We start from the raw sequence: 21,592 nt of genomic DNA, 5'->3' as shown, positions 1-21,592 counted from the left end.
AAATGCTGTGTCGGTTACCAGTACATCAATTGTGGGACCTTTTGTCCAGCGGATCTTTGACAAAAAGTGACTAAAGTCGCGTTAATTTTCACTGACAGATTTTTATCGCTTACGAATCAACGGCTGCACGTTTTTTCACCACCAGGTAATGTTTTGTCAGTTAAAACTGAAAACGCATCCAGGCGAAGTAAACATTACCGTTGTTATACGTTCCCGGAATGTAGGTCATCTGGAACGTTGCAGGGCCGTATCCAACAGAGGCCAGAGGCAGCAATACGGGGATCGGAATGTACTTCCAGTTGTCGCGCGCGGTCACCCCGGCGGTATAACCCAGACCAACGTGGAAGTTCTCATCCGCCAGCGGGCGCCAGGTTTTTTCCCAGCCGTAGCCGCCAATCGGTTCCCACTTGTTAAAGGAGTCTTTGAAGGCCATCAGATAGATGCCATGCCAGTTTCCTTTATCATCCCAGCGCGACTGACCAAAACCCGCTCCCCAGGGACGCTCGTTGTATTTATCCGTTTTCTCTTTATCGTAAGCAAAGCGCGCATGCCACGTTATTGCCGGGACATAGAGATCATAATGTTCAGGCGCTGACCAGGTCTGCGAAACATTATCCGTAAAAGTAGAGAACCAACCTTTGTCCGTCGCGTTGTTCTCTGCCTGTGCAACAGAAGAAAACGTTAACTGGCCAATAATAAACAATAAAATAGAGAAAAAAGTATTACGTACAATCACAATGCAATTACCATTCTTGATATTCGAGGCAAAGTTTAACATAGAATAATTGAACCAAGCCTTAACGGCATCACCCCTACTCTTAAATATCAGGCCGCTTTTCGGGAATATTCTTAAAGCGGCGTTCTGCTTATCCCGAATAAACCCTCATCATGTACGCCTAATGTCTGTTAACCGTCTCCAGTACTAACAGGCCAGACCACACAAAAGTTTAACATTTTGTTATCATTACATAGACATGTTACGCTGTCTTTGCCGGTCAAGATCCTTATGACATAAATGCCTTAGCCATGGCAAAAACGCTGTTATGCTGTTCGTTAGTCGTCTGTTTATTGATTTTAATCAGCAAGGGCGGGCCATTAATTCGGCACATTTTCATCCTTCATTTTTATATTAATTTTTTATATCTCAGGGCAGAAAGACACAGGGGAAATCATGCTTACGTTTATCGAACTCCTAATTGGGGTCGTCGTCATTGTGGGTGTAGCTCGCTACATCATTAAAGGATACTCAGCCACGGGCGTTTTATTTGTCGGTGGTTTAACGCTGCTGATAATCAGCGCAGTAATGGGTCATCAGGTTTTACCTGCCAGCGCAGCCAGCACGGGCTACACCGCCACGGATATTGTTGAATATATTAAAATCCTGCTCATGAGCCGCGGTGGCGATCTGGGTATGATGATCATGATGCTGTGCGGTTTTGCAGCCTATATGACCCATATCGGCGCGAACGACATGGTTGTGAAGCTTGCCTCGAAACCCCTGCAGTACATTAACTCGCCGTATCTGTTGATGGTTGCCGCCTATTTCCTCGCCTGCCTGATGTCGCTGGCCGTTTCATCGGCAACCGGGCTTGGCGTACTGTTAATGGCCACGCTGTTCCCGGTGATGGTAAACGTGGGCATCAGCCGTGGGGCAGCGGCGGCAATTTGCGCCTCCCCGGCGGCCATTATTCTCTCCCCGACGTCAGGAGACGTTGTGCTGGCAGCGAAAGCAGCCGAAATGTCGCTTATCGACTTCGCCTTTAAAACCACGCTGCCGATCTCGATTGTCGCCATTGTGGGAATGGGTATCGCGCATTTCTTCTGGCAGCGCTATCTCGATAAGAAAGAGAACATCAGCCATGAAATGATGGATGTAAGCGAAATCACCACCACCGCGCCGGCGTTCTATGCCATTTTGCCGTTCACGCCAATTATCGGCGTGCTCATTTTTGACGGGAAATGGGGCCCGCAGCTGCACATTATTACTATCCTGGTTATCTGTATGCTGTTAGCCGCTGTGCTGGAGTTCGTGCGCGGTTTCAACACCCAAAAAGTCTTCTCCGGCCTTGAGGTCGCGTATCGCGGTATGGCAGATGCGTTTGCTGGCGTGGTGATGCTGTTGGTTGCAGCAGGTGTCTTTGCCCAGGGTCTGAGCACGATCGGCTTTATCCAGAGCCTGATCTCCATCGCCACCTCGTTTGGCTCGGCTAGTATTATCCTGATGCTGGTCCTGGTGGTACTGACCATGCTGGCGGCAATGACCACCGGTTCCGGGAATGCGCCATTTTACGCCTTCGTTGAGATGATCCCTAAGCTGGCTCACTCGTCCGGTATCAACCCGGCTTATCTTTCCATTCCGATGCTCCAGGCCTCAAACCTGGGTCGTACCATCTCGCCTGTCTCAGGCGTGGTGGTGGCGGTCGCCGGGATGGCCAAAATCTCGCCGTTTGAAGTGGTGAAACGCACGTCAGTGCCGGTGCTGGTTGGGCTAATCATCGTTATTATTGCTACCGAAGTGCTGGTTCCCGGCGCCGCCTAAGTGAAATTCCTGATTACCTAAAAGCGCCTGCGGGCGCTTTTTGTGCTTTAATAACCCACAAAAATGAATTGCGCACAACCAATCAGGAAATCACATGTTCAGGAAGGATATCGTTATCCCGTCTGGCGCAGTAGCGCTTGCACTCAGTCTCTTCTCAGCACAGGCCGAACCCCTCAAGGCCACGCAGTACGGCGATTTCGATCGCTATGTGCTGGCTTTGTCCTGGCAAACGGGATTTTGTCAAAGCATGGTCGAGCGTAACCGCAATGAACCGGATGAATGTCGTCTGCAAAAAGAGCGCGACAATAAAACCGATTTTCTGACCGTTCACGGGCTATGGCCCGGCCTGCCGAAATCCATTGCCGCACGCGGCGTGGATGAACGTCGATGGATGCGATTTGGCTGCGCCACGCGCCCTATCCCGAACATGCCGGAAGTGAAGGCCAGCCGCAAATGCGCAGCAGCCGAAACCGGGCTGTCGCTTTCCGGCGCGGCTAAGCTGAACGAGGTCATGCCGGGCGCGGGTGGAAACTCCTGTCTGGAACGTTACGAATATGCCAAACATGGCGTCTGCTTTGGTTTTGATCCCGATGCCTATTTCGGCACCATGGTGAGAATGAATCAGGAAATGAAAAACAGCGCCGTCGGTCATTTCCTTGCGGAAAATTACGGTAAAACCGTCAGCCGGAGTGATTTTGACAACGCCGTTGCCAAAACCTGGGGCAAGGAAAATATCAAAGCCTTCAAGCTGACCTGCAACGGTAATCCGGCATATCTGACCGAGATGCAAATTTCACTCAAAGCAGACACCATTAACGCCCCGCTTTCTGCGACATCCTTTGCTCCGCAGCCGCATCCAGGCAACTGCGGAAAACAATTTGTCATTGATAAGGCCGGTTACTGATCGCCCACCACCGGTCGCACCATGTCAAACCGGTGTTCGTCACTGATGCCATAGTAAGCCGTCGGCCCACCCGCACGCAGGATGGGCTGCGCTTTCGCCGTCTGGTATATCCCCTCTTCCAGCAGCGTTTCGGCAATATGGATCCCGACCACTTCTCCCAGCACCAGCCAGGTATCCACCGGCGTACCGTCGGCGCCGGTAAGCTGAATGCACTGAGACAGGCGGCACTCAAAGTTGACCGGGCTTTCCGCCACGCGGGGGGCGCTCACCAGCTTGCTTGCCGCAGGCGTTAATCCGGAAAAGGTAAATTCGTCCTGGTCGTGAGGCAGCATGGCAGAGGTCTGATTCATCGCTTCCGCAAGATCGCGCGTTGCCAGATTCCAGACAAACTCCTTTGTTTCAACAATATTACGCACGCTGTCCTTCCAGCCGTTGCTGGAAAAGCCAATGATCGGCGGGCGATAGTTAAAGCAGTTGAAGAAGCTATACGGCGCAAGGTTGAGCTGACCGGCCTGGTCGCAAGAGGAGATCCAGCCAATCGGACGGGGGCCGACAATGGCGTTCAGCGGGTCATGCGGCAGGCCATGCCCCTGAGACGGTTGGTAGAAGTACATAGCGCTCTCTCGTTGGTAAGGGCTGCGGCAAATGATGTTTCGCGCAGCGCCCGGGTTCAGAACATACAGCGTAACGCAATCCGCCAGGAATGAAGACTGAATAAATTTCAGTGAAAATTCATATGGCACATGAATGTGACCTTCATCACTTCAAACTTGCGCGTTCAGCCAGTATCATCGGGAGAGTTAAACCCTCGCTGCCAGACGGCGAGGGTTTTCTTTTGGAATGGTTTCTGCGTTAGACGCAGCATTAACGACATGGAGTAAAAAATGTCCAGACCTACAATCATCATCAACGAGCTCGACGCAGAACGTATCGACAGGCTGCTGGAAAAAGCAGAATTCGCCTCACTTCCGGTGGCCGATGCCCTGAATGAGGAACTCGACCGGGCGCAGATGTGCACGCCTGAGACGATGCCGCATAACGTGGTCACCATGAACAGCCAGGTGAAATTCCGCAACCTGACCACCGGTGAAGAGCTGACCCGCACGCTGGTTTACCCAGCCCAGATGACGGACAGCAGCGCGCAACTTTCGGTTCTTGCGCCGGTGGGGGCCGCACTGCTGGGGCTGCGCACGGGCGATACCATCCACTGGGACTTGCCGGGCGGTGCCTCCACCCATCTGGAAGTGCTGGAGCTGCTCTACCAGCCAGAAGCTGCGGGCGATTACCTGCGTTAATGTCATTCTGAACAAACGCGACCCGCGTTGCACAGAGGATGCGCCTGCATCCTCTTTCCGAACATCTTCACCCGATTGCGCTACATCGCAGGACAGTAACTTGAGCGCCACCGACGAGTGACCTCACACCACGCCGCCCGGGAACGCATTTACCAGGCCCTTCACTTTTTGCTCAGCGGCCTCAGGCGTTTCCGCGCCGGGCACCAGAATCACCTTCCGGCACTCCTCCTCCCGTTTTTCGAAAATCTTATAAGCACGTTCCGCATCCGCCAGGGGGAGATAATGCGTCACAATCTCTTCCGGCGTCAGCAGCCCTTTTTCGATCAGCGGCAACAGTTCGCCCAGCCAGGCGTGGACGTGCGTCTGGCCCATCTTAAACGTCAGCCCTTTATCGAAGGCATCCCCAAACAGGAAGCCATGAATAAACCCGGCATACACGCCGGGTACGCTGACCACCCCGCCGCGCCGGACGGCAGCGATACACTGACGCAGCGCTTTGCCGCTGCTGCCCTCAATTTTAAGGTTGCTGAGGATCGTCTCCGTGGTGCTGCCCTTGGCTTCGAACCCGACGGCATCAATGACGGCATCGACACCCCGCTGCCCGGCGGTTTGCTCGATTATCTTTTCCGCCGCGTCGTTATCATCATCAAAATTGATGGGGATAGCACCGTAGCGCGCCTCGGCAAACCGCAGCCGATAGGGGTGATGGTCGATAACAAAAATCTGCTCAGCCCCTAACAGCCGTGCGCAGGCAATCGTCAACAACCCCACCGGACCGGCACCGAAAACGGCGACGATGGAGCCTTTTTCAATCTGCGCATTTTTTGCCGCCTGCCAGGCGGTGGGTAAAATATCAGAAAGAAACAGGGCCTTATCATCGGAGAGCAGCTGCGGCACCTTAAACGGTCCGACGTTGCCTTTCGGCACGCGCACATATTCCGCCTGTCCTCCCGGCACGCCGCCGTAGAGATGGCTATAGCCAAACAGCGCTGCCGGCGCGGGAATTTGCTTTTTGTTCAGCGCAGCGCCCTGCCCGGCATTGGACTTCTCACAGGCAGCGTACTGCTGCAGACGGCAAAAGAAGCAGTCACCGCAGGCGATGACAAAGGGGATCACCACGCGATCGCCTTTTTGCAGGTCCTTCACCTCTCGACCGCACTCGACGATCTCGCCCATAAATTCATGTCCAAAAATGTCGCCGTGCTGCACCTTTGGGATCTTTCCACGATAGAGATGCAGGTCGGAGCCGCAAATCGCCGTGGCCGTGACGCGCAGGATGATATCGTCGGGCTGTTCAATGATGGGATCGGGGACATTCTCAACGCGAACATGGTGCGGACCGTGGTACGTGAGTGCTTTCATGCGACCTCCGAAAGGTTTCAGGTAAGTTTATAAAGGGTAGCTACCCCTGAAAGTCTGCCGGGAAATACGCGCCTTTTGAGATTTATCCTGGCGAGAGAGGAAAAGTGCCGAAGCGCTTACAGAAACCATTCATATTTTGTGGTTGAATGTATCCAGCGTTTATAAACAAGGAGAAACGGTTATGTATAAGACAATCATTATGCCGGTTGATGTTTTCGAAATGGAACTGAGCGACAAAGCTGTTCGCCACGCGGAATTCCTCGCGCAGCAGGACGGAATTATTCATCTTTTACACGTCTTACCGGGCTCTGCCAGCCTGAGCCTGCACCGCTTTGCCGCCGACGTGCGTCGCTTTGAGGAGCACTTACAGCACGAAGCCGAAACGCGGCTGCAGACCATGGTCGGGCATTTCAGCATCGACCCTTCCCGCATCAAAACCCACGTCCGGTTCGGTAGCGTGCGCGATGCCGTCAATGAACTGGCCGCGGAGCTGAATGCAGACGTGGTGGTGATCGGTTCACGTAATCCTTCCATTACCACTCACCTGCTGGGGTCGAACGCCTCCAGCGTGATCCGCCACACCCATATTCCGGTGATGGTGGTCCGGTAAATACCAACAAAAAACCCCGCTTTCGCGGGGTTTTGTTTATCAGTACAGGTGACCAATATTGACGATGGTGCTGACGGTATCGCCGAAGAAGGTCAGGCGGCTGAGCACCACGCCCACCAGCAGGAGCGCAAACACCGCTTTCTGCATCGGCTGGCGCTTCAGCGATAACGCGCCACCCACAACGCAGCACAGCAGGCTGCCCAGATAGAGCGGCGAGCTTAACCAGGCCTGAGCGGTCATTTTCATGATGGTACCGCCGCTGAGCCACATCACCGGCGCGGCAATCAGCAGCGCCATCAGGGCGATAATCCCCTGGCGCAGCGCGGCGTTTGATCCTTTCAGCCCGAGCAGCGGCGTTGCGGCACAGCCCATCACCCAGACCGTCGCAAAGAACAGCATCATGGTGATGCCGTTGGCAATGGCCTGCATCGCCGGTGCCGCGTAGGTCATTCCCTGCACCACCACCAGCAGGATCCCGAACAGGGACGCCAGCAGCGCTGCGCCTTTGTTTCCCTTACTCAGGAAGGCCAGCCCAATCATGGCGCCGTACAGGGTCGCGCCCAGAATTTCGCGGCTCAGCCAGGCATGTTTCAGGTTAATCAACGCGTTGTATGCGTGTTCCGGGTGCGCCAGATGCAGCACCGCGGCAATGGAGGCAACGCCCAGAATCAGCCCGGTAATCAGCCAGTGAAGGCGGGTGCCATGCACTTCACCACGGAGCGTGCGCCAGGTCAGGAGCAGCGTCATCCCGACGGACATCTGGCTCAGCACGGTAAAAATCACCAACGGCAGTTCGTACTTTTCCATTATTTATCCCCCGGTTGTTTTGGCTGACGGGCCAGAATGAAGCGCGTACCCGGATTAAGCTGAGGCATCTTCGGAAAGCCCGGCGGATACTGCACGGCATTGTTCGGCAGCGGATCGGCATCCAGATCGATAATCGACAGGGCACCGACCGGACACGCGTTCACGCAGGCCGGGGCCATACCGATATCCAGACGTTCATAGCACATGCTGCACTTCTCCGCCTTTTGCGTCTCTTCATTGAAGCGCGGCGCGCCGTACGGGCAGTTACGGATGCAGTTTTTACAGCCGATACAGCGTTCAGGGTTATGGACCACCACGCCGTCATCACGTTTGGTGTAGGCTTCCACCGGGCACGCCGCCAGACAGGCCGGGTTTTCACAGTGGTTACAGGCCAGCGAGAAAAACGCACGCTCCTCATGCGGATAAATTTCTTTATCCAGCGGATAGACATAGCGCCAGAAGCGATCCGGCTCAAGCTGGTTAAAGCTCTTGCAGGCCATGGCGCATCCGCGGCAGCCAATACATTTATCACTGTTCACTAAAAATGCGCGTCTCATGCGTCTGCTCCTTCATTCGCGATAAGGGCAATGTCGACAAACTGGCTGTGGATCGCCGCGCCAGGCGCGCCGGTTGCCATCTTGCCCATATCGGCTGGCGTATCTTTCACGACGTTCTGCACGTTGTACTTAAGCTTGTTAAACCAGGACTCGTACATCACCAGGAAATCTTCCGGCACGTTGGTGGTAATCTTCGCCCGCAGCTCCACTTCACCCACGTCGTTAAACACGCGGACTTTCGCCAGCTCGCGAATCCCCTTCTTGTGCGCGGCGGCTGGGTGGATATAGACAAACGGCTCCGGCCAGAAGACCTGCATCCAGTCGAGGTTGACGAACTGAGAGTGGAGGCCGTACTGCAAATGCGGGGTAAACAGATGGAACGGCAGCTTGCCCTCCGCGGCAGGCAGATACTCCGGCAGCGCTTTATGGCCGTTCTTTTCACACAGCTCGGAGAGGAACTCATACTTGCCCGATGGCGTTTTAAACTTGCGGTCGTGCCAGGCCGCCGAGCTGACCATTTTGGCTTTCACCGGCCCATCCAGCAGATCGTCCCAGGAGCGGATGCCGAACTGCTTCGCCATGCCCTCATTGAACTCAAGGTCGAGCCATTTTTTCTGGTCAATGTCCTGCGGGAAGGTACAGGAGCCCGGCTCCATTTTGTTGATGGTACGCGAGAGCAGCACGGCAATATCCAAATCGCTCTTGCACTCGTACATCGGTTTAATGGCCGGTTCATTCACCGAAAGCCAGTAATGCCAGTAAGACGACGACAGGTTCCAGTGCTCAAAGGTGGTTGTCACCGGCAGCACAATATCGGCATGCTGCACCGTCTCGTTGAAGAACTGATCGACGCAGACCACCATCTCCAGCTTGCTGAAGGCTTTTTCCATTTTGTTGCGGTCAAAGTCCTGCGCGAACGGGTTCTTGCACGCCACCCACAGCATACGAATGGGCGGATCGTTGGCATCAAGAATGCTCTGTGCGGTCTGGTTCAGGTTCAGCGCGCGGTCGGAATAGTGGCTCTTTTCGCCGCTGTCGCTGACGAACTCCCCTACCGGGCCGCTTTCTCCCACCATGCCAACAGATCCGACCGGTGGCTTCTGCGTCATCGCATGATAGTTGTAGCCCCAGGTCTGCAGATGGCCGTAGCGGGCACCGCCGCCTTCCACACCGATGTTGCCTGTCATGGCAACAAAAGCGTCAATGGCGCGCACGTTCGCCCCACCGTTGACGTGGCGCTGCATCCCGTAGCCGATCCAGACGGTGGCAGGTTTTACCGCGGTGAACTCTTCCGCCAGCTGGCGAATCACCTCTGCCGACAGGCCACAGATTTCAGATGCCCACTCCACGGTGATATTGCTGCGCAGATACTGTTCAAATTCCGGGAAACCGTGCGCGAAGTTGTTCACAAACTCCTGGTCGACGCGGCCAATATCCAGCAGGTGCCGCGCCATTCCCAGCGCCAATGCGCCGTCCGATCCCGGGCGCACGCGCAGATACAAATCGGCTTTCGCGGCGGTTTGCGAGAACAGCGGATCAATGACCACCACTTTCGCCCCTTTCTCACGCGCCTGATAGATGTACTTCATGGTATGCATGGAGCACCAGGCCGGGTTTGCTCCCCAGATAATGATGTATTTGGCTTTCACCAGATCTTCCGGGTCGTTACACCACATGTCGCCCATGTCATAGTGCTGGGCATCGATCCCTGCTGGCCAGCATGGCGTACCGGCGAACCGCGTGGTGTAACCGAGAGAAGACATCATCCCCTCTACGGCATAACTCATCACGCCCAGGTTGCCGGAGTATTTCGACAGCGCCAGACCGAGCATAGACCCGTCTTTCTTTTTAATCTCCAGCATCTTGCTGGCAATGCGCTGCATGGCCTCATCCCAGGAGATGCGACGCCATTTACCGCTGCCGCGCCCATCCTGGATCATCGGGTATTTAATACGGTCCGGGGAGTAGACCCGGCGCGGGTAGGTCAGCCCTTTCACACACGGGGCACCGTGTGTAAACGTGGACTCGCTTGCCCCGTCAACGAAGGTGATGACGTCATCTTTGACCCAGGTTTTTAAGCTGCAGGTGTCGTAGCAGTTACGCGGGCAAGCGTTACGGAAAATTTTGTAGGTTTTTGGGTTAAACGGAATGGGGGGCTGTGCCATGGCACATCGGGATGATAAGAGTCCGCCGGGTAATGCGGCAACGGTACCCAGCGCAATCAGTCCTTTTAAAAAGGATCGCCGATTTAGCTGCCCTTTATCAATACTCATAATATTACTCTCGTCTTTAATTCATCAAACCAATTAGTCATCTGCAACGCGAGACATTTAATTGCGGATGTTTTCGCGCAATCCTTTATTTTTGCGATAAATGCGGGGAGCCATAATTCAAGATGCCCCTGCACAAAGCGGGCGAGTGCGTCATGATATTGCGGCGAATGTCTGGCATGCGCGGAGAGCATCACCACCAGCTCCATTTCATAGCTGACGTGATCGTCGGGAACGCTATTTTCCCCGGTCACAAAAAGCCCGATGCTGCGCAGGAATTCGCGTACGCTCAGCGTTGTAGCGCCCATCAGCAGAGGCTCTTCGTCCAGATACACCGAGGCATAAGGCGGCGCCAATAGCGTTGCAGGGCCGACAAACAGGGCGTTGAAATCATACTCAACCTCTAACGCCTCATCCTGCTGCCAGGTTTCACTTTCCGGGAATAAAGGATGTAACGAAGCGCATCGCGATGCCATGTCCGCCGCGTTAAAGAAATCACGAAACATCAATCCCTTTATTTCAAATGGGGTTAACGTCTCATATATTGAAGAAGTAGATGTATCTTTGCCATTCATATTAAATATAAATATTTATCGCTATAAAAACGACAAGATATTATCAGCAGGCTTATTATTTTCTTTGATCGAAGCAGGTAATTAACGCATGAAGGGGTTAATAACGAGGATAATTGAGGGTAAAAAAATCCAAAAAAAAGCCACCTCATAAAGAGGTGGCTACTGCAGGTATGTCTTACTTGCTTTTATTATGCGGTTTTGGTGCGGATCAGGTAGTCAAACGCGCTCAGGGACGCTTTTGCACCTTCGCCAGTCGCGATGATGATCTGCTTGTACGGCACGGTGGTGCAGTCACCCGCGGCAAATACGCCCTTCACGCTGGTTTCACATTTCGCATCGATGATAATCTCGCCCATGCGGTTGCGCTCAATCGCGCCTTCCAGCCAGGTGGTGTTCGGCAGCAGGCCAATTTGTACGAAGATCCCCGAAAGCTGAACGCTATGAACGTCGCCGCTTACGCGGTCACGGTACTCCAGACCGGTCACTTTGCTGCCGTCGCCCTTCACTTCCGTGGTCTGCGCGTTCAGCACGATGTCGACGTTTTTCAGGCTGCGAACTTTATCCTGCAGCACCTGGTCGGCCTTCATCTCAGGCGCGAACTCCAGCAGCGTCACGTGTTCAACAATACCCGCCAGGTCGATAGCCGCTTCCACGCCGGAGTTACCGCCGCCGATCACCGCCACCCGTTTGCCTTTAAACAGCGGGCCGTCACAGTGCGGGCAATAGGTCACGCCTTTGGTACGGTATTGATCTTCGCCCGGCACGTTCATGTTGCGCCATTTTGCCCCGGTGGCAACGATCACGCTGCGAGCTTTCAGCACCGCGCCAGAGGCGGTTTCAATCTGGTGTAAGCCCCCTTCCACCGCCGCCGGAATCAGCTTGCTGGCGCTCTGGCTGTCGATCACATCTACCTCGTAATCGCTGACATGAGCCTTCAGCGCACCGGCCAGCTTCTGACCTTCGGTTTTTGGTACGGAAATGTAGTTTTCAATATCCACGGTATCCAGCACCTGTCCGCCAAAGCGTTCGCCCATAAGACCGGTACGAATACCTTTACGTGCAGAGTAAACCGCTGCCGCCGCGCCCGCAGGGCCGGAACCGACAATCAGCACATCGTACGCATCGCGTTTGTTCAGCTCTTCCGCCGCGCGTTTTTCCGCGCCGGTATCCACTTTCGCGACGATTTCCGTCAGCGTCATGCGGCCCTGGCCGAACTCCTGACCATTCAGATACACCGCCGGAACACCCATCACGTTGCGATCGGTGATTTCATTCTGGAACGTACCGCCGTCAATCGCCGTATGCTTGATGCGCGGGTTCAGAACCGACATCAGGTTCAGCGCCTGCACCACGTCCGGGCAGTTGTGGCAGGAGAGCGAATAATAGGTTTCAAACTCAAAATCACCGTCGATATCGCGGATCTGCTCCAGCAGCGCCTGCGCTTCTTTTGACGGATGACCGCCGGTCCACAGCAGCGCCAGCACCAGTGAGGTAAATTCATGCCCAAGCGGAGAGCCAGCAAAACGCGGTCCCTTGTCCGAGCCCGGGTTAGTAATAAGGAAAGAGGGTTTACGAACCGCAAGCGAATTGTCTTCTTTGAAGGTCACTTTCGGCGACAGTTCAGCGATCTCTGCCAGCAGTTCTTTGATTTCTGCCGATTTCGCGCTGTCGTCCAGCGTGGCAATCAGCTCAACGGGTTTAGTCAGTTTCTCAAGGTAGGCCTTGAGCTGGGTTTTCATATTGGTGTCGAGCATAGTTCTTCCCTCTCTTAAGACGTCATCATGCAAGCTGCCTTTGCGGGCGGCCTGAATGCAACTTGCATCATGGTGCTGGAATGAAATGGGCGCGAGGGCGCCCATTGATTGCCGGATGGTGAAAACTTAGATTTTACCGACCAAGTCCAGGGATGGAGCCAGGGTCGCTTCGCCTTCTTTCCATTTAGCCGGGCATACTTCACCTGGGTGAGAAGCCACGTACTGAGCCGCTTTCACTTTACGCAGCAGGTCAGAAGCATCACGGCCGATACCTTCAGCGGTAACTTCGATAGCCTGGATAATGCCCTGCGGGTCAACCACGAAGGTTGCACGGTCGGCCAGGCCTTCATCTTCACGCATGTTGTCGAAGTTACGGGTCAGGGCGCCAGTCGGGTCGCCGATCATCGCGTATTTGATTTTCGCGATGGTTTCAGAACTGCTGTGCCACGCTTTGTGGGTAAAGTGGGTATCGGTAGAGACAGAGTAAACGTCTACGCCCAGCTTCTGCAGTTCGTCGTAATGGTCAGCCACGTCGCCCAGTTCGGTCGGGCAAACGAAGGTGAAGTCAGCCGGATAGAAGAAGAAGACGCTCCAGCGACCTTCGGTATCTTTCTCGGTTACTTCAATGAACTCACCGTTTTTGAACGCCTGGTTTTTGAAAGGTTTAATTTTAGTGTTAATCAAAGACATCTGTACTTCCTCCGTGTTTTCGTTGAGAGCTAAGGTAACCAACTTTGCTCATCGGGGCTAATGCGTATGCTTTATCAAATCAATCAGCCAAACCTTACAACTTCAACAAGACAGCAAGGTGAACCTGCTGCGGTACTCCAGAAAGTATAAAGGCCGCCTCAACGGGCGGCCCTGATACCTGAATTCCCCGCAGGTACATTCAGTGCCAGCCGAGGCTGGCGTTGCGTTGCGCTCTACATACCTTGTATCAAGGTCGTAACAGCAGGTTGATTACACCACCAGCACCCATCGAGAGCAATCCATCAAAAGCGCGTTCCTGCCTATGGCTGTGATAGGTTTTGACTGAAAGAAATACATTACGCTCGTAAATTAACTTTACGTAATCAATTTACGGCAATATATAAATGTCAACATTTATTAAATTAAACCCAGCCCATTCAAAGATAAAATTATCTTAATCTCACATGTAATTCTATTTCAATAATCCGATGGCGTGATATATTAAGATAACTTAAATAACACTTTAAGTTAGTTAACCACAAGGATTGTAAATGGTTAGCTTTAATCTATAGTTATCATCAATATGTTAACAACAGACTCATGGCAAACAGGATGACACATGGCAAATCTTTATGACCTTAAAAAATTCGACCTTAATTTACTGGTCATTTTTGAGTGTATCTATCAACATCTTAGCATCAGCAAGGCCGCTGAAACGCTTTACATTACCCCTTCAGCCGTCAGTCAGTCTTTGCAACGCCTGCGTGGCCAGCTTAACGATCCGCTGTTTATCCGTTCCGGCAAGGGGATCACCCCCACGACCGTCGGGACTAACCTGCACCTGCATCTGGAGCAAAACCTCAATCAGATTGAGCAGACCATCAACCTGATGCATAGCACCGACATCAATAAAAACTTTGTCATTTATTGTTCTCAGATGGTGACGCCAGGCTACCTTCTCAACCCTATTCAGTTGTTGATGAATCAGGAAAATTGCTCAGTAGAACAACGTGATATGCTTGTTTCTGCGGAGTCAGCAGAGGATTTACTGGCCTACCGTAAAGCCGATCTCATTTTTACCGTGGCGCCCGTTAATAATCGCTCCGTTGTCTGCTCGCATTTCACCACAATTCCCACAGTCATGATCTGCCGCGAAGACCATCCCAGAATAGGTACAGAAGTCTCCGTCGAGGAGTTGTACCAGGAAAAGTTCACGATGTATCAAAGCACCAACAGTGGCGTGAAGGAGCGTCAGGCTGAAGTCAACGAGGCGTTCCCGGAAAGAAACATCGCGTTTCGGTCAGACTCCCTCAGTTCGCTTCTCTCCATGATCGCCATGTCTGATTTAGTTGGTTATATTCCTGTGTCCATTTTTGAAACCTATAAAGCGGCCTTAAAATTAAAAATCGTTAACACTCCCTTTAAATTACCTGAAGTGGACATCTATATGGTCTACAACCGCGCGTCGTTAAACAGCAGCGTATTCGCCAGCTTTATTGAAAAAATGCATAAGCTGGCTCAATAGAATGGACGCGTCATCGCGAAGGTATTCCCAGCAAGAATAAAGTGAAGGCGTAAAATAATTAGTTGAGAATGAGAACATATAATAACATGATGGCAGTTTAATAGCATTAACGATATTCCATACGCAGGATGCGACTCATCATGTCTATCTATAAATACCCTCTTCAGGAAAACGTTCTGGAGGCTGCTTCAGAACGCATAAACTGGACGCTGCAAAATTTTACCCGCGTGTGCGTCTCTTTTTCTGGCGGAAAAGATTCAACGGTGATGCTTCATCTTGCTGCGCAGCGGGCGCGGCAGCTGAACAGAAAAATAGATGTCCTCTTTCTGGACTGGGAAGCACAGTTCTCCTGCACCATTGAGCATATTGAGAACATGAGGACCCAATATCGTGACGTCATCAATCAGTTCTGGTGGGTGGCGCTGCCAATCACCACGCAAAATGCCCTCTCTCAGTACCAGCCGGAATGGCAGTGCTGGGAACCCGGCATAAGCTGGGTCAGACAGCCTCCGCCTGATGCCATCACCAGTACGTGTTATTTTGATTTTTATCAGCAGGGAATGACCTTCGAGGCCTTCGTCAGGGACTTTGCCGAATGGTATGCGCGAAGGCGCCCCGCCGCAGTGATGGTGGGCATCCGCGCCGACGAATCCTATAACCGCTTCCTGGCAATCGCCTGCGCACGCAAGCAGCGCTTTTCCGACGACAAACCCTGGACGACCGTCGCGCCCGGCGGTCATGCCTGGTATATCTATCCTCTCTACGACTGGAAAACCGCCGACATCTGGACCTGGTTTGCCAAAACGGGCTGCGCCTATAACCCCCTCTACAATCTGATGTACCAGGCCGGCGTGCCACCGCGCTACATGCGCATCTGTGAACCCTTTGGCCCGGAGCAGCGACAGGGCTTATGGCTCTATCATGTCGTTGAACCTGAACGCTGGGCCGCCATGTGCGCACGCGTCAGCGGCGTGCGCAGCGGCGGAATTTACGCGGGGCACGACAACCACTTCTACGGTCACAGAAAGATCCTCAAGCCCGACCACCTCAGCTGGCAGGAGTACGCCATGCTGCTCCTCGACAGCATGCCGCAACAGACGGCTGAACATTATCGCAATAAAGTCGCGGTGTACCTGCACTGGTATCAGAAGCGCGGGATGTCCGATCTTCCCGATACGCAGGAGGGTGATATCGGCTCAAAGGATATCCCGTCCTGGCGGCGAATATGCAAGGTTCTGCTCAACAACGATTACTGGTGTCGGGCCCTCTCCTTTAGCCCGAACAAACCAAAGCACTATCAGCGCTATAGCGAACGGATGAAATCAAAACGCAATGAGTGGGGGATCTTATGCAGCAACGACTGATTACCGAACTGGAAACCTATTTGCAGACGCTCACCGACGAGCAACGTATAGATGCCATCAATGCTTTTCGCCAGGCCATGCATCATCTCAGCCCGTTCAGCGACCAGCCCGTCGACTGCGTGCTGTGGATAAAGCAGGACGCTATCGTTGCCAACGACTACAACCCGAATAACGTGGCGCCGCCGGAAAAGCGTCTGCTGAGTCAATCGCTCGAGCTCGACGGGTTTACGCAGCCCATCGTGGTGACGGAAAGCGAGCCGGCGCATTACGAAATTGTCGACGGCTTCCATCGTCACGAAATCGGTAAAAGCAGGGCCGCGCTGAAGCGCCAGCTTCGGGGCTATTTGCCCGTCACCTGCCTGCGCAAAGATCGCCAGCAAAAGCTTGACCGGATGGCCGCCACTATCCGCCACAACCGTGCGCGGGGACGCCACCAGATCAACGCCATGTCCGATATCGTCCGGGAGTTGGCCCAGCTTGGCTGGAATGATGAGAAAATCGGTAAGGAACTGGGGATGGACAGCGACGAGGTGCTGCGCCTGAAGCAGATCAACGGCCTGCTGGAACTGTTTGCAGACCGTCGCTATTCCGAAGCCTGGACGGTGAAATAGTCAGAGCGTCGCCAGACGCTCCGCCGCCGCCAGCAGCGTCGATTCCTGCTTCGCAAAGCACAGGCGAATCAGCTTATGCGGGAAGGGATCGGCGCAGAACACCGACAGCGGAATAGACGCCACGCCCACCTCCGTCGTCAGCCATCGGCAAAAGCTGACGTCGTCCAGATCGGAAATCGCGCTGTAGTCCGCCAGCAGGAAGTAGGTCCCTTCACACGGCAGAATTTCCAGACGGCTTTTGCTCAGCGCATTTACAAACAGATCCCGACGCGCGCGGTAAAAAACCGGCAGCTCGCGATAGTGCTGCGGTTCGCTGCGCAGCATGTCCGCCAGCGCCAGCTGGGCAGGCGTGTTGACCGCAAAGGTCAGGTACTGGTGCACCTTGCGCAGCTCCGCGCTGATGGCCGCCGGGGCCACGCAGTACCCTACCTTCCAGCCGGTCATATGGTAGGTCTTGCCAAATGACGACACCGCTACCGCGCGCTCGCGAAGCTGCGGATGGGCCAGCACGCTGGCGTGCCCTTCCTCCGCAAAGCAGATGTGCTCGTAGACTTCATCGCTCAGGACGTAAATTTCCCGCTCGGCGATAGCCTGCCACAGCGCGGCAAAATCGGCCTTTTGCCACACCGTCGCCGACGGATTATGCGGGGTGTTCAGGATCACCAGGCGCGTTTTATCACTCAGCAGCGCGGCGAACGCCTGCCAGTCCGGGCGGAAATGCGGCGGCTGGAGGGCCACACGCTTCACCACGCCACCGGAGAGTTCAACCGCAGGCGCATAGCTGTCGTAGCTTGGGTCAAAGCAGATGACTTCATCCCCCGCGCGCACCAGCGCGGTGATGGCCGCATACAGCGCTTCGGTCGCCCCTGCCGTCACCGTGATATCGCTGTTCGCATCGGGGTGATAGCCATACAGCGCCGCCGTTTTGTCGGCAATGGCTTCCCGCAGCGCCTGGACGCCGGTCATCGGCGCATACTGATTCGCACCCTGCGCCACGTGGTGCGCCAGACGTTCCTGCAAATATTTCGGACCATCGAAATCGGGGAACCCCTGCGAGAGGTTAATGGCATTGTGCTGCTGCGCCAGGGCGCTCATCTGCGTAAAGATGGTGGTACCGAGATTAGGAAGTTTACTCTGCGGGATCAATACGTTATTGCTCATGTTGTCGTGCCTGCTTGTAATACTTATGTTGCTGCCACTATAACACGATGTTAGTCTTTGGCAATCAAGACGCTTAGACGTCTAAACCATATCAATATTCCTGGCCGAGAGGGTAAAAGGAAATGACAGACAACCTGCTGCTCACACACCTGGTCGACGCCTGCCGCTGGATAGGCGCCAAAGGCTGGGCACCCGCCACCGGCGGTAATATGTCGGTGCGTCAGGACGAGCACCTCTGCTGGCTCAGCGAATCCGGCAAGGACAAAGGCAGCCTGACCACCGACGATTTTCTACAGGTAGAGATCGCCACCAACCGGGCGCCGTCCGGTCGAAAACCGTCGGCGGAGACCGGGCTACACACCCTTATCTATCGCCTGTTCCCGGAGGCTAACGCTGTCCTGCACGTTCATACCGTTAACGCCACGGTGCTGTCGCGTCTGGTCAAAGAAGCCGAACTGAATATCAGCGGTTTCGAGATGCAGAAATCGCTTACCGGGCTGACTACCCATCTGGATACCGTCGCCATCCCGGTGTTTGATAACGACCAGGACATCGACGCCCTCGCCTCGCGCATCGCCCATTACGCCCAGGAGCGTCCGCTTAATTATGGTTTTCTTCTGCGCGGCCATGGCTTAACCTGCTGGGGACGCGACGTGGCCGAAGCCCGCCGTCATCTGGAAGGTTTAGAATTCTTATTTGAATGCGAAATGCGTTTACGACAACTGGAGAGAGTATGATTCGCGCGATTGTGACGGATATTGAAGGAACCACCAGCGATATTCGTTTTGTCCATGATGTTTTGTTCCCCTACGCGCGTGAGCGGCTGGCGGCCTTCGTGACCGCCCAGCAGTACGCCGAGCCGGTCAAATCGATTCTGGACAACCTGCGCGATGAAATCAGCGATCCGCATGCCGGCGTCGGCGATCTCATCAACGTGCTGTTTAGCTTTATGGATGAAGACCGCAAATCGACGGCGCTCAAAGCCCTGCAAGGCATCATCTGGCAGGAGGGCTACATCAACGGTGACTTTACCGGCCATCTCTACCCTGACGTTCTGCCCGCGCTGGAAAAATGGAAGGCGCAAGGGATTGATCTCTATGTTTATTCCTCTGGCTCCGTTGCTGCGCAGAAACTGTTATTTGGCTACAGCGACGAAGGTGATATTACTCATCTGTTCAGCGGCTATTTTGATACCCACATCGGCGCCAAGCGCGAGGTGCAGTCTTACAAGAACATAGCGGCGCAAACGGGCATCGCCCCGTCGCAGATCCTGTTCCTCTCGGATATTCATCAGGAGCTGGACGCGGCTGAACAGGCAGGCTTTCGTACCCTGCAGCTGATTCGCGGCGATGATGACGGCGTAAGCCACCACCATCAGGTCCACCAGTTTGACGAGATTAACCCGGAGCAGATCCCTTCATGAGCGCATTGACCATTTATTCCGACAAAGACGCCAGTCAACACCAGTGGCATAGCACCGACGCCGCCGAGATTGCCCAACAGCTCAACGCGAAAGGCGTGCGGTTTGAACGCTGGGCGGCAGACCGTGATTTAGGGCAGGATCCTGCGCCTGAAGCCGTGATCGCGGCGTATCAGCATGCGATCGACAAGCTGGTGGCGGAGAAAGGCTATAAGAGCTGGGACGTGATTAGCCTGCGCGCCGACAACCCGCAGAAAGAGGCGCTGCGCGCGAAGTTTCTCAACGAACACACCCACGGCGAGGACGAAGTACGCTTTTTCGTGGAAGGTGCCGGGCTGTTCTGCCTGCACATTGGCGATGAGGTGTACCAGGTACTGTGCGAGAAAAACGACCTGATTTCGGTGCCGGCGGGCACGCCGCACTGGTTTGATATGGGCTCAGAGCCGAACTTTACCGCCATTCGTATTTTCGACAATCCGGAAGGCTGGGTGGCGCAGTTTACGGGCGATGCAATCGCGGATGCGTATCCACGCCTGGCCTGATCTTTTCTCCCTCTCCCCGTGGGAGAGGGTCGGGGCACCAGCGCGCACTAAGCGTTAAGCCCTTTCACATACTCCACCAGCTGATCCAGCACTATCCCCCACCCTTCGTGGAAGCCCATCTGCTCATGCTGCTCGCGGATTTCCTTCGTCGGATGGCGCGCAATCGCCGTATAGCGGGTTTTCCCCTCCCCGACGTCTTCCAGCAACAAAATTGCCGTCATAAACGGCTTCTCGGCCGGTTTCCAGCCTTCGGTATAGCCGTCGGTAAACACCAGTTTTTTCCCCGGGTCGATTTCCAGGAAGACACCCCGGTTATCCATCCGCTGCCCGTCCACCTCAAACAAGGTGTTGAACCGCCCGCCCACTCGCAGGTCGAGGTCGCATTCGGTCACCTTGTGCGGAGCAGGAATGAAGAAGTTTTTGATGTGCTCCGGCGTGGTCCAGCAGAGCCAGAGCAGGTCGCGAGGTGCGTCCACCACGCGCTCCAGTTTTAAGTCTGTTTCAGGATCGAGCGTCACAATGTTGTCCTCTCAGGGAACCCCCTTAAAGGATAGCCGGACTCAGGCAAATTTCCCTTCCGCCACCTCATCCGGCGTGACCACACCCGTATCCAGCACCCAGCCGCTAATCAGCGAGGCGGGCGTGACGTCGAATGCCGGGTTATAGACCTGCGCGTCTTCCGGCGCCCACTGCACCGCGCCAAAGCTTCCGGCAACGCCCGTCACCTCGCTGGCGTCGCGCTGCTCGATGGGGATCGCATCCCCGTTCGGGCAGGCCGGGTCGAGCGTCGTTTGTGGGGCGGCGACGTAAAATGGAATACCGTGGAATTTCGCCAGCACCGCCAGCGAATAAGTGCCGATCTTGTTCGCCACATCACCGTTAGCGGCGATGCGATCGGCCCCTACCCACACGGCGTCCACCTGCCCTTTCGCCATCAGGCTGGCGGCCATGGAGTCGGTAATCAGCTGATACGGCACCCCCAGCTCGCCCAGCTCCCATGCGGTCAGCCTGCCGCCCTGCAACAGCGGACGGGTTTCATCCACCCAGACGCTGCTGACGTTACCCTCCTGATGCGCGCGGGCAATCACGCCCAGCGCCGTACCGACGCCCGCGGTTGCCAGCCCGCCGGTGTTGCAGTGGGTCAGCAGACGGCTGCCGGGCTTCACCAGCGCGCTGCCCGCTTTTGCAATCGCGTCGCAAAGCCGTTTGTCTTCGTCAATCAGGCGCAGCGCCTCAGCCACCAGCGCCGGAACGAAATCCTCTTCCCACAGCGCAAGCTTCATGCGGTCGAGGTTGTTCATCAGGTTTACCGCCGTCGGGCGGGATGCGCGAAGCGTTTCCAGCGCCACCGCCAGCTCATCGCGGCTTTTGCCGTTTTCCGCCAGCAGCGCCAGCAGCAGGCTTGCAGAGAGACCAATCAACGGTGCGCCACGCACGCGCAGAGCATGGATATGCCCAACCAGCGCCTCCACCGTTGAGGCATCCAGCCAGCGTTTCTCCTGCGGAAGCGCCTGCTGGTCGAGAATAAAGAGCTGATTATCCGCCACCCGCAGGCTGGTCGTCTGTAATGTCTGCATGTCGTTAATTCCCTGTTGCGTTGTTGTAG

General features: G+C 54.8%; 22 protein-coding genes. 10 read left to right on the top strand and 12 right to left on the bottom strand.

Annotated features, from left to right (window positions below; all coding sequences use genetic code 11):
- Positions 1-160: 160 nt before the first annotated feature.
- On the bottom strand, positions 161-778 hold the full coding sequence (pagP, locus tag ACMGGH_RS11530) for a lipid IV(A) palmitoyltransferase PagP (RefSeq protein ID WP_080339189.1): 618 nt from the start codon (positions 776-778) through the stop codon (positions 161-163).
- A gap of 393 nt (positions 779-1,171) precedes the next feature.
- Here pagP and dcuC point away from each other — a divergent pair, with 393 nt between their 5' ends.
- Both dcuC and rna read left to right on the top strand, forming a co-directional pair.
- Positions 1,172-2,539, top strand: a complete 1,368-nt coding sequence (gene dcuC / locus ACMGGH_RS11525; protein ID WP_028012328.1) for an anaerobic C4-dicarboxylate transporter DcuC — start codon at positions 1,172-1,174, stop codon at positions 2,537-2,539.
- A gap of 94 nt (positions 2,540-2,633) precedes the next feature.
- Positions 2,634-3,443, top strand: coding sequence for a ribonuclease I (rna, locus tag ACMGGH_RS11520; RefSeq protein WP_028012327.1), 810 nt, complete (start codon positions 2,634-2,636; stop codon positions 3,441-3,443).
- On the opposite strand, the gene ACMGGH_RS11515 is transcribed toward rna, so the two are convergent.
- Positions 3,437-4,057, bottom strand: coding sequence for a flavin reductase family protein (locus ACMGGH_RS11515; RefSeq protein ID WP_028012326.1), 621 nt, complete (start codon positions 4,055-4,057; stop codon positions 3,437-3,439). The genes rna and ACMGGH_RS11515 overlap by 7 nt on opposite strands.
- A gap of 270 nt (positions 4,058-4,327) precedes the next feature.
- On the opposite strand from ACMGGH_RS11515, the gene rnk reads away from it, so the two are divergent.
- Positions 4,328-4,738 carry a nucleoside diphosphate kinase regulator gene (gene rnk / locus ACMGGH_RS11510; RefSeq protein WP_028012325.1) on the top strand — a complete coding sequence of 137 codons (411 nt, stop codon included), beginning with the start codon at positions 4,328-4,330 and terminating at the stop codon, positions 4,736-4,738.
- A gap of 123 nt (positions 4,739-4,861) precedes the next feature.
- On the opposite strand, the gene ACMGGH_RS11505 is transcribed toward rnk, so the two are convergent.
- Positions 4,862-6,100, bottom strand: a complete 1,239-nt coding sequence (locus ACMGGH_RS11505) for a zinc-dependent alcohol dehydrogenase (protein WP_232948812.1) — start codon at positions 6,098-6,100, stop codon at positions 4,862-4,864.
- A 181-nt stretch (positions 6,101-6,281) separates the two neighbouring features.
- Between ACMGGH_RS11505 and uspG the strand changes: the two genes are divergently transcribed.
- Positions 6,282-6,710 carry a universal stress protein UspG gene (uspG, locus tag ACMGGH_RS11500; protein ID WP_028012323.1) on the top strand — a complete coding sequence of 143 codons (429 nt, stop codon included), beginning with the start codon at positions 6,282-6,284 and terminating at the stop codon, positions 6,708-6,710.
- Between the two features lie 39 nt (positions 6,711-6,749).
- Here the strand turns inward: uspG and ACMGGH_RS11495 are convergent, their stop codons facing one another.
- From ACMGGH_RS11495 to ahpC, 6 genes are all read right to left on the bottom strand, one after another.
- The gene (locus ACMGGH_RS11495) at positions 6,750-7,517 is read right to left on the bottom strand and encodes a dimethyl sulfoxide reductase anchor subunit family protein (RefSeq protein ID WP_126818633.1); all 768 of its coding nucleotides are present in this window, start codon (positions 7,515-7,517) and stop codon (positions 6,750-6,752) included.
- Positions 7,517-8,074 (bottom strand): 4Fe-4S dicluster domain-containing protein, encoded by a 558-nt coding sequence (locus tag ACMGGH_RS11490; protein ID WP_028012321.1) that lies wholly within the window; start codon positions 8,072-8,074, stop codon positions 7,517-7,519. Before ACMGGH_RS11490 ends, ACMGGH_RS11495 begins: the two co-directional genes overlap by 1 nt.
- Positions 8,071-10,347, bottom strand: a complete 2,277-nt coding sequence (locus ACMGGH_RS11485; protein WP_063154718.1) for a molybdopterin-dependent oxidoreductase — start codon at positions 10,345-10,347, stop codon at positions 8,071-8,073. The genes ACMGGH_RS11490 and ACMGGH_RS11485 overlap by 4 nt, the downstream gene beginning before the upstream one ends.
- Positions 10,344-10,850, bottom strand: a complete 507-nt coding sequence (locus ACMGGH_RS11480) for a TorD/DmsD family molecular chaperone (RefSeq protein ID WP_050590012.1) — start codon at positions 10,848-10,850, stop codon at positions 10,344-10,346. The genes ACMGGH_RS11485 and ACMGGH_RS11480 overlap by 4 nt, the downstream gene beginning before the upstream one ends.
- 257 nt (positions 10,851-11,107) lie before the next feature.
- A complete protein-coding gene (gene ahpF, locus ACMGGH_RS11475) occupies positions 11,108-12,673 on the bottom strand; it encodes an alkyl hydroperoxide reductase subunit F (RefSeq protein WP_028012318.1) in 1,566 nt (521 codons plus the stop codon).
- Between the two features lie 126 nt (positions 12,674-12,799).
- Positions 12,800-13,363 carry an alkyl hydroperoxide reductase subunit C gene (gene ahpC, locus ACMGGH_RS11470; protein WP_008501015.1) on the bottom strand — a complete coding sequence of 188 codons (564 nt, stop codon included), beginning with the start codon at positions 13,361-13,363 and terminating at the stop codon, positions 12,800-12,802.
- Positions 13,364-13,982: 619 nt separating this feature from the next.
- Here ahpC and citR point away from each other — a divergent pair.
- From citR to ACMGGH_RS11455, 3 genes are all read left to right on the top strand, one after another.
- A complete protein-coding gene (citR, locus tag ACMGGH_RS11465; protein WP_126327311.1) occupies positions 13,983-14,888 on the top strand; it encodes a DNA-binding transcriptional repressor CitR in 906 nt (301 codons plus the stop codon).
- A gap of 140 nt (positions 14,889-15,028) precedes the next feature.
- Positions 15,029-16,252 (top strand): phosphoadenosine phosphosulfate reductase, encoded by a 1,224-nt coding sequence (locus tag ACMGGH_RS11460; RefSeq protein WP_047367717.1) that lies wholly within the window; start codon positions 15,029-15,031, stop codon positions 16,250-16,252.
- Complete coding sequence (locus tag ACMGGH_RS11455) at positions 16,237-16,863, top strand: IbrB-like domain-containing protein (protein WP_028012316.1); 627 nt, start codon at positions 16,237-16,239, stop codon at positions 16,861-16,863. Before ACMGGH_RS11460 ends, ACMGGH_RS11455 begins: the two co-directional genes overlap by 16 nt.
- Here the strand turns inward: ACMGGH_RS11455 and ACMGGH_RS11450 are convergent, their stop codons facing one another.
- Complete coding sequence (locus tag ACMGGH_RS11450; protein WP_232948811.1) at positions 16,864-18,024, bottom strand: pyridoxal phosphate-dependent aminotransferase; 1,161 nt, start codon at positions 18,022-18,024, stop codon at positions 16,864-16,866.
- A 122-nt stretch (positions 18,025-18,146) separates the two neighbouring features.
- Here ACMGGH_RS11450 and ACMGGH_RS11445 point away from each other — a divergent pair, with 122 nt between their 5' ends.
- The 3 genes from ACMGGH_RS11445 to ACMGGH_RS11435 are packed head-to-tail and all read left to right on the top strand — an operon-like array spanning position 18,147 to position 19,986.
- Positions 18,147-18,761, top strand: coding sequence for a methylthioribulose 1-phosphate dehydratase (locus ACMGGH_RS11445; RefSeq protein ID WP_232948810.1), 615 nt, complete (start codon positions 18,147-18,149; stop codon positions 18,759-18,761).
- Positions 18,758-19,447 carry an acireductone synthase gene (mtnC, locus tag ACMGGH_RS11440; RefSeq protein ID WP_232948809.1) on the top strand — a complete coding sequence of 230 codons (690 nt, stop codon included), beginning with the start codon at positions 18,758-18,760 and terminating at the stop codon, positions 19,445-19,447. Before ACMGGH_RS11445 ends, mtnC begins: the two co-directional genes overlap by 4 nt.
- Positions 19,444-19,986 (top strand): 1,2-dihydroxy-3-keto-5-methylthiopentene dioxygenase, encoded by a 543-nt coding sequence (locus ACMGGH_RS11435; protein ID WP_232948808.1) that lies wholly within the window; start codon positions 19,444-19,446, stop codon positions 19,984-19,986. Before mtnC ends, ACMGGH_RS11435 begins: the two co-directional genes overlap by 4 nt.
- A gap of 47 nt (positions 19,987-20,033) precedes the next feature.
- On the opposite strand, the gene ACMGGH_RS11430 is transcribed toward ACMGGH_RS11435, so the two are convergent.
- Entirely contained in the window at positions 20,034-20,504 is a 471-nt protein-coding gene (locus ACMGGH_RS11430) for an SRPBCC family protein (protein WP_232948807.1), read from the bottom strand.
- Positions 20,505-20,546: 42 nt separating this feature from the next.
- Complete coding sequence (gene mtnA, locus ACMGGH_RS11425) at positions 20,547-21,563, bottom strand: S-methyl-5-thioribose-1-phosphate isomerase (protein ID WP_060573655.1); 1,017 nt, start codon at positions 21,561-21,563, stop codon at positions 20,547-20,549.
- Positions 21,564-21,592 lie beyond the last annotated feature (29 nt).

This window comes from Enterobacter sp. BNK-16, from assembly GCF_048684955.1.
GTDB classification, from domain to species: Bacteria; Pseudomonadota; Gammaproteobacteria; order Enterobacterales; family Enterobacteriaceae; genus Enterobacter; species Enterobacter bugandensis.
Note: the sequence above shows the minus strand (reverse complement) of the source record. Positions and strands in the feature narration are given on the sequence as shown.

What these genes read in the sequence shown, in the direction of transcription:
- ACMGGH_RS11485 (WP_063154718.1), bottom strand. Translation starts at nt 10,347, where the DNA reads ATGAGTATTGATAAAGGGCAGCTAAATCGGCGATCCTTTTTAAAAGGA.
- ACMGGH_RS11490 (WP_028012321.1), bottom strand. Translation starts at nt 8,074, where the DNA reads ATGAGACGCGCATTTTTAGTGAACAGTGATAAATGTATTGGCTGCCGC.
- ACMGGH_RS11455 (WP_028012316.1), top strand. Translation starts at nt 16,237, where the DNA reads ATGCAGCAACGACTGATTACCGAACTGGAAACCTATTTGCAGACGCTC.
- ACMGGH_RS11435 (WP_232948808.1), top strand. Translation starts at nt 19,444, where the DNA reads ATGAGCGCATTGACCATTTATTCCGACAAAGACGCCAGTCAACACCAG.
- uspG (WP_028012323.1), top strand. Translation starts at nt 6,282, where the DNA reads ATGTATAAGACAATCATTATGCCGGTTGATGTTTTCGAAATGGAACTG.
- rna (WP_028012327.1), top strand. Translation starts at nt 2,634, where the DNA reads ATGTTCAGGAAGGATATCGTTATCCCGTCTGGCGCAGTAGCGCTTGCA.
- ACMGGH_RS11480 (WP_050590012.1), bottom strand. Translation starts at nt 10,850, where the DNA reads ATGTTTCGTGATTTCTTTAACGCGGCGGACATGGCATCGCGATGCGCT.
- ACMGGH_RS11450 (WP_232948811.1), bottom strand. Translation starts at nt 18,024, where the DNA reads ATGAGCAATAACGTATTGATCCCGCAGAGTAAACTTCCTAATCTCGGT.
- ahpC (WP_008501015.1), bottom strand. Translation starts at nt 13,363, where the DNA reads ATGTCTTTGATTAACACTAAAATTAAACCTTTCAAAAACCAGGCGTTC.
- citR (WP_126327311.1), top strand. Translation starts at nt 13,983, where the DNA reads ATGGCAAATCTTTATGACCTTAAAAAATTCGACCTTAATTTACTGGTC.
- ACMGGH_RS11495 (WP_126818633.1), bottom strand. Translation starts at nt 7,517, where the DNA reads ATGGAAAAGTACGAACTGCCGTTGGTGATTTTTACCGTGCTGAGCCAG.
- mtnA (WP_060573655.1), bottom strand. Translation starts at nt 21,563, where the DNA reads ATGCAGACATTACAGACGACCAGCCTGCGGGTGGCGGATAATCAGCTC.
- ACMGGH_RS11505 (WP_232948812.1), bottom strand. Translation starts at nt 6,100, where the DNA reads ATGAAAGCACTCACGTACCACGGTCCGCACCATGTTCGCGTTGAGAAT.
- mtnC (WP_232948809.1), top strand. Translation starts at nt 18,758, where the DNA reads ATGATTCGCGCGATTGTGACGGATATTGAAGGAACCACCAGCGATATT.
- ACMGGH_RS11460 (WP_047367717.1), top strand. Translation starts at nt 15,029, where the DNA reads ATGTCTATCTATAAATACCCTCTTCAGGAAAACGTTCTGGAGGCTGCT.
- ahpF (WP_028012318.1), bottom strand. Translation starts at nt 12,673, where the DNA reads ATGCTCGACACCAATATGAAAACCCAGCTCAAGGCCTACCTTGAGAAA.
- ACMGGH_RS11445 (WP_232948810.1), top strand. Translation starts at nt 18,147, where the DNA reads ATGACAGACAACCTGCTGCTCACACACCTGGTCGACGCCTGCCGCTGG.
- rnk (WP_028012325.1), top strand. Translation starts at nt 4,328, where the DNA reads ATGTCCAGACCTACAATCATCATCAACGAGCTCGACGCAGAACGTATC.
- ACMGGH_RS11515 (WP_028012326.1), bottom strand. Translation starts at nt 4,057, where the DNA reads ATGTACTTCTACCAACCGTCTCAGGGGCATGGCCTGCCGCATGACCCG.
- dcuC (WP_028012328.1), top strand. Translation starts at nt 1,172, where the DNA reads ATGCTTACGTTTATCGAACTCCTAATTGGGGTCGTCGTCATTGTGGGT.
- pagP (WP_080339189.1), bottom strand. Translation starts at nt 778, where the DNA reads ATGTTAAACTTTGCCTCGAATATCAAGAATGGTAATTGCATTGTGATT.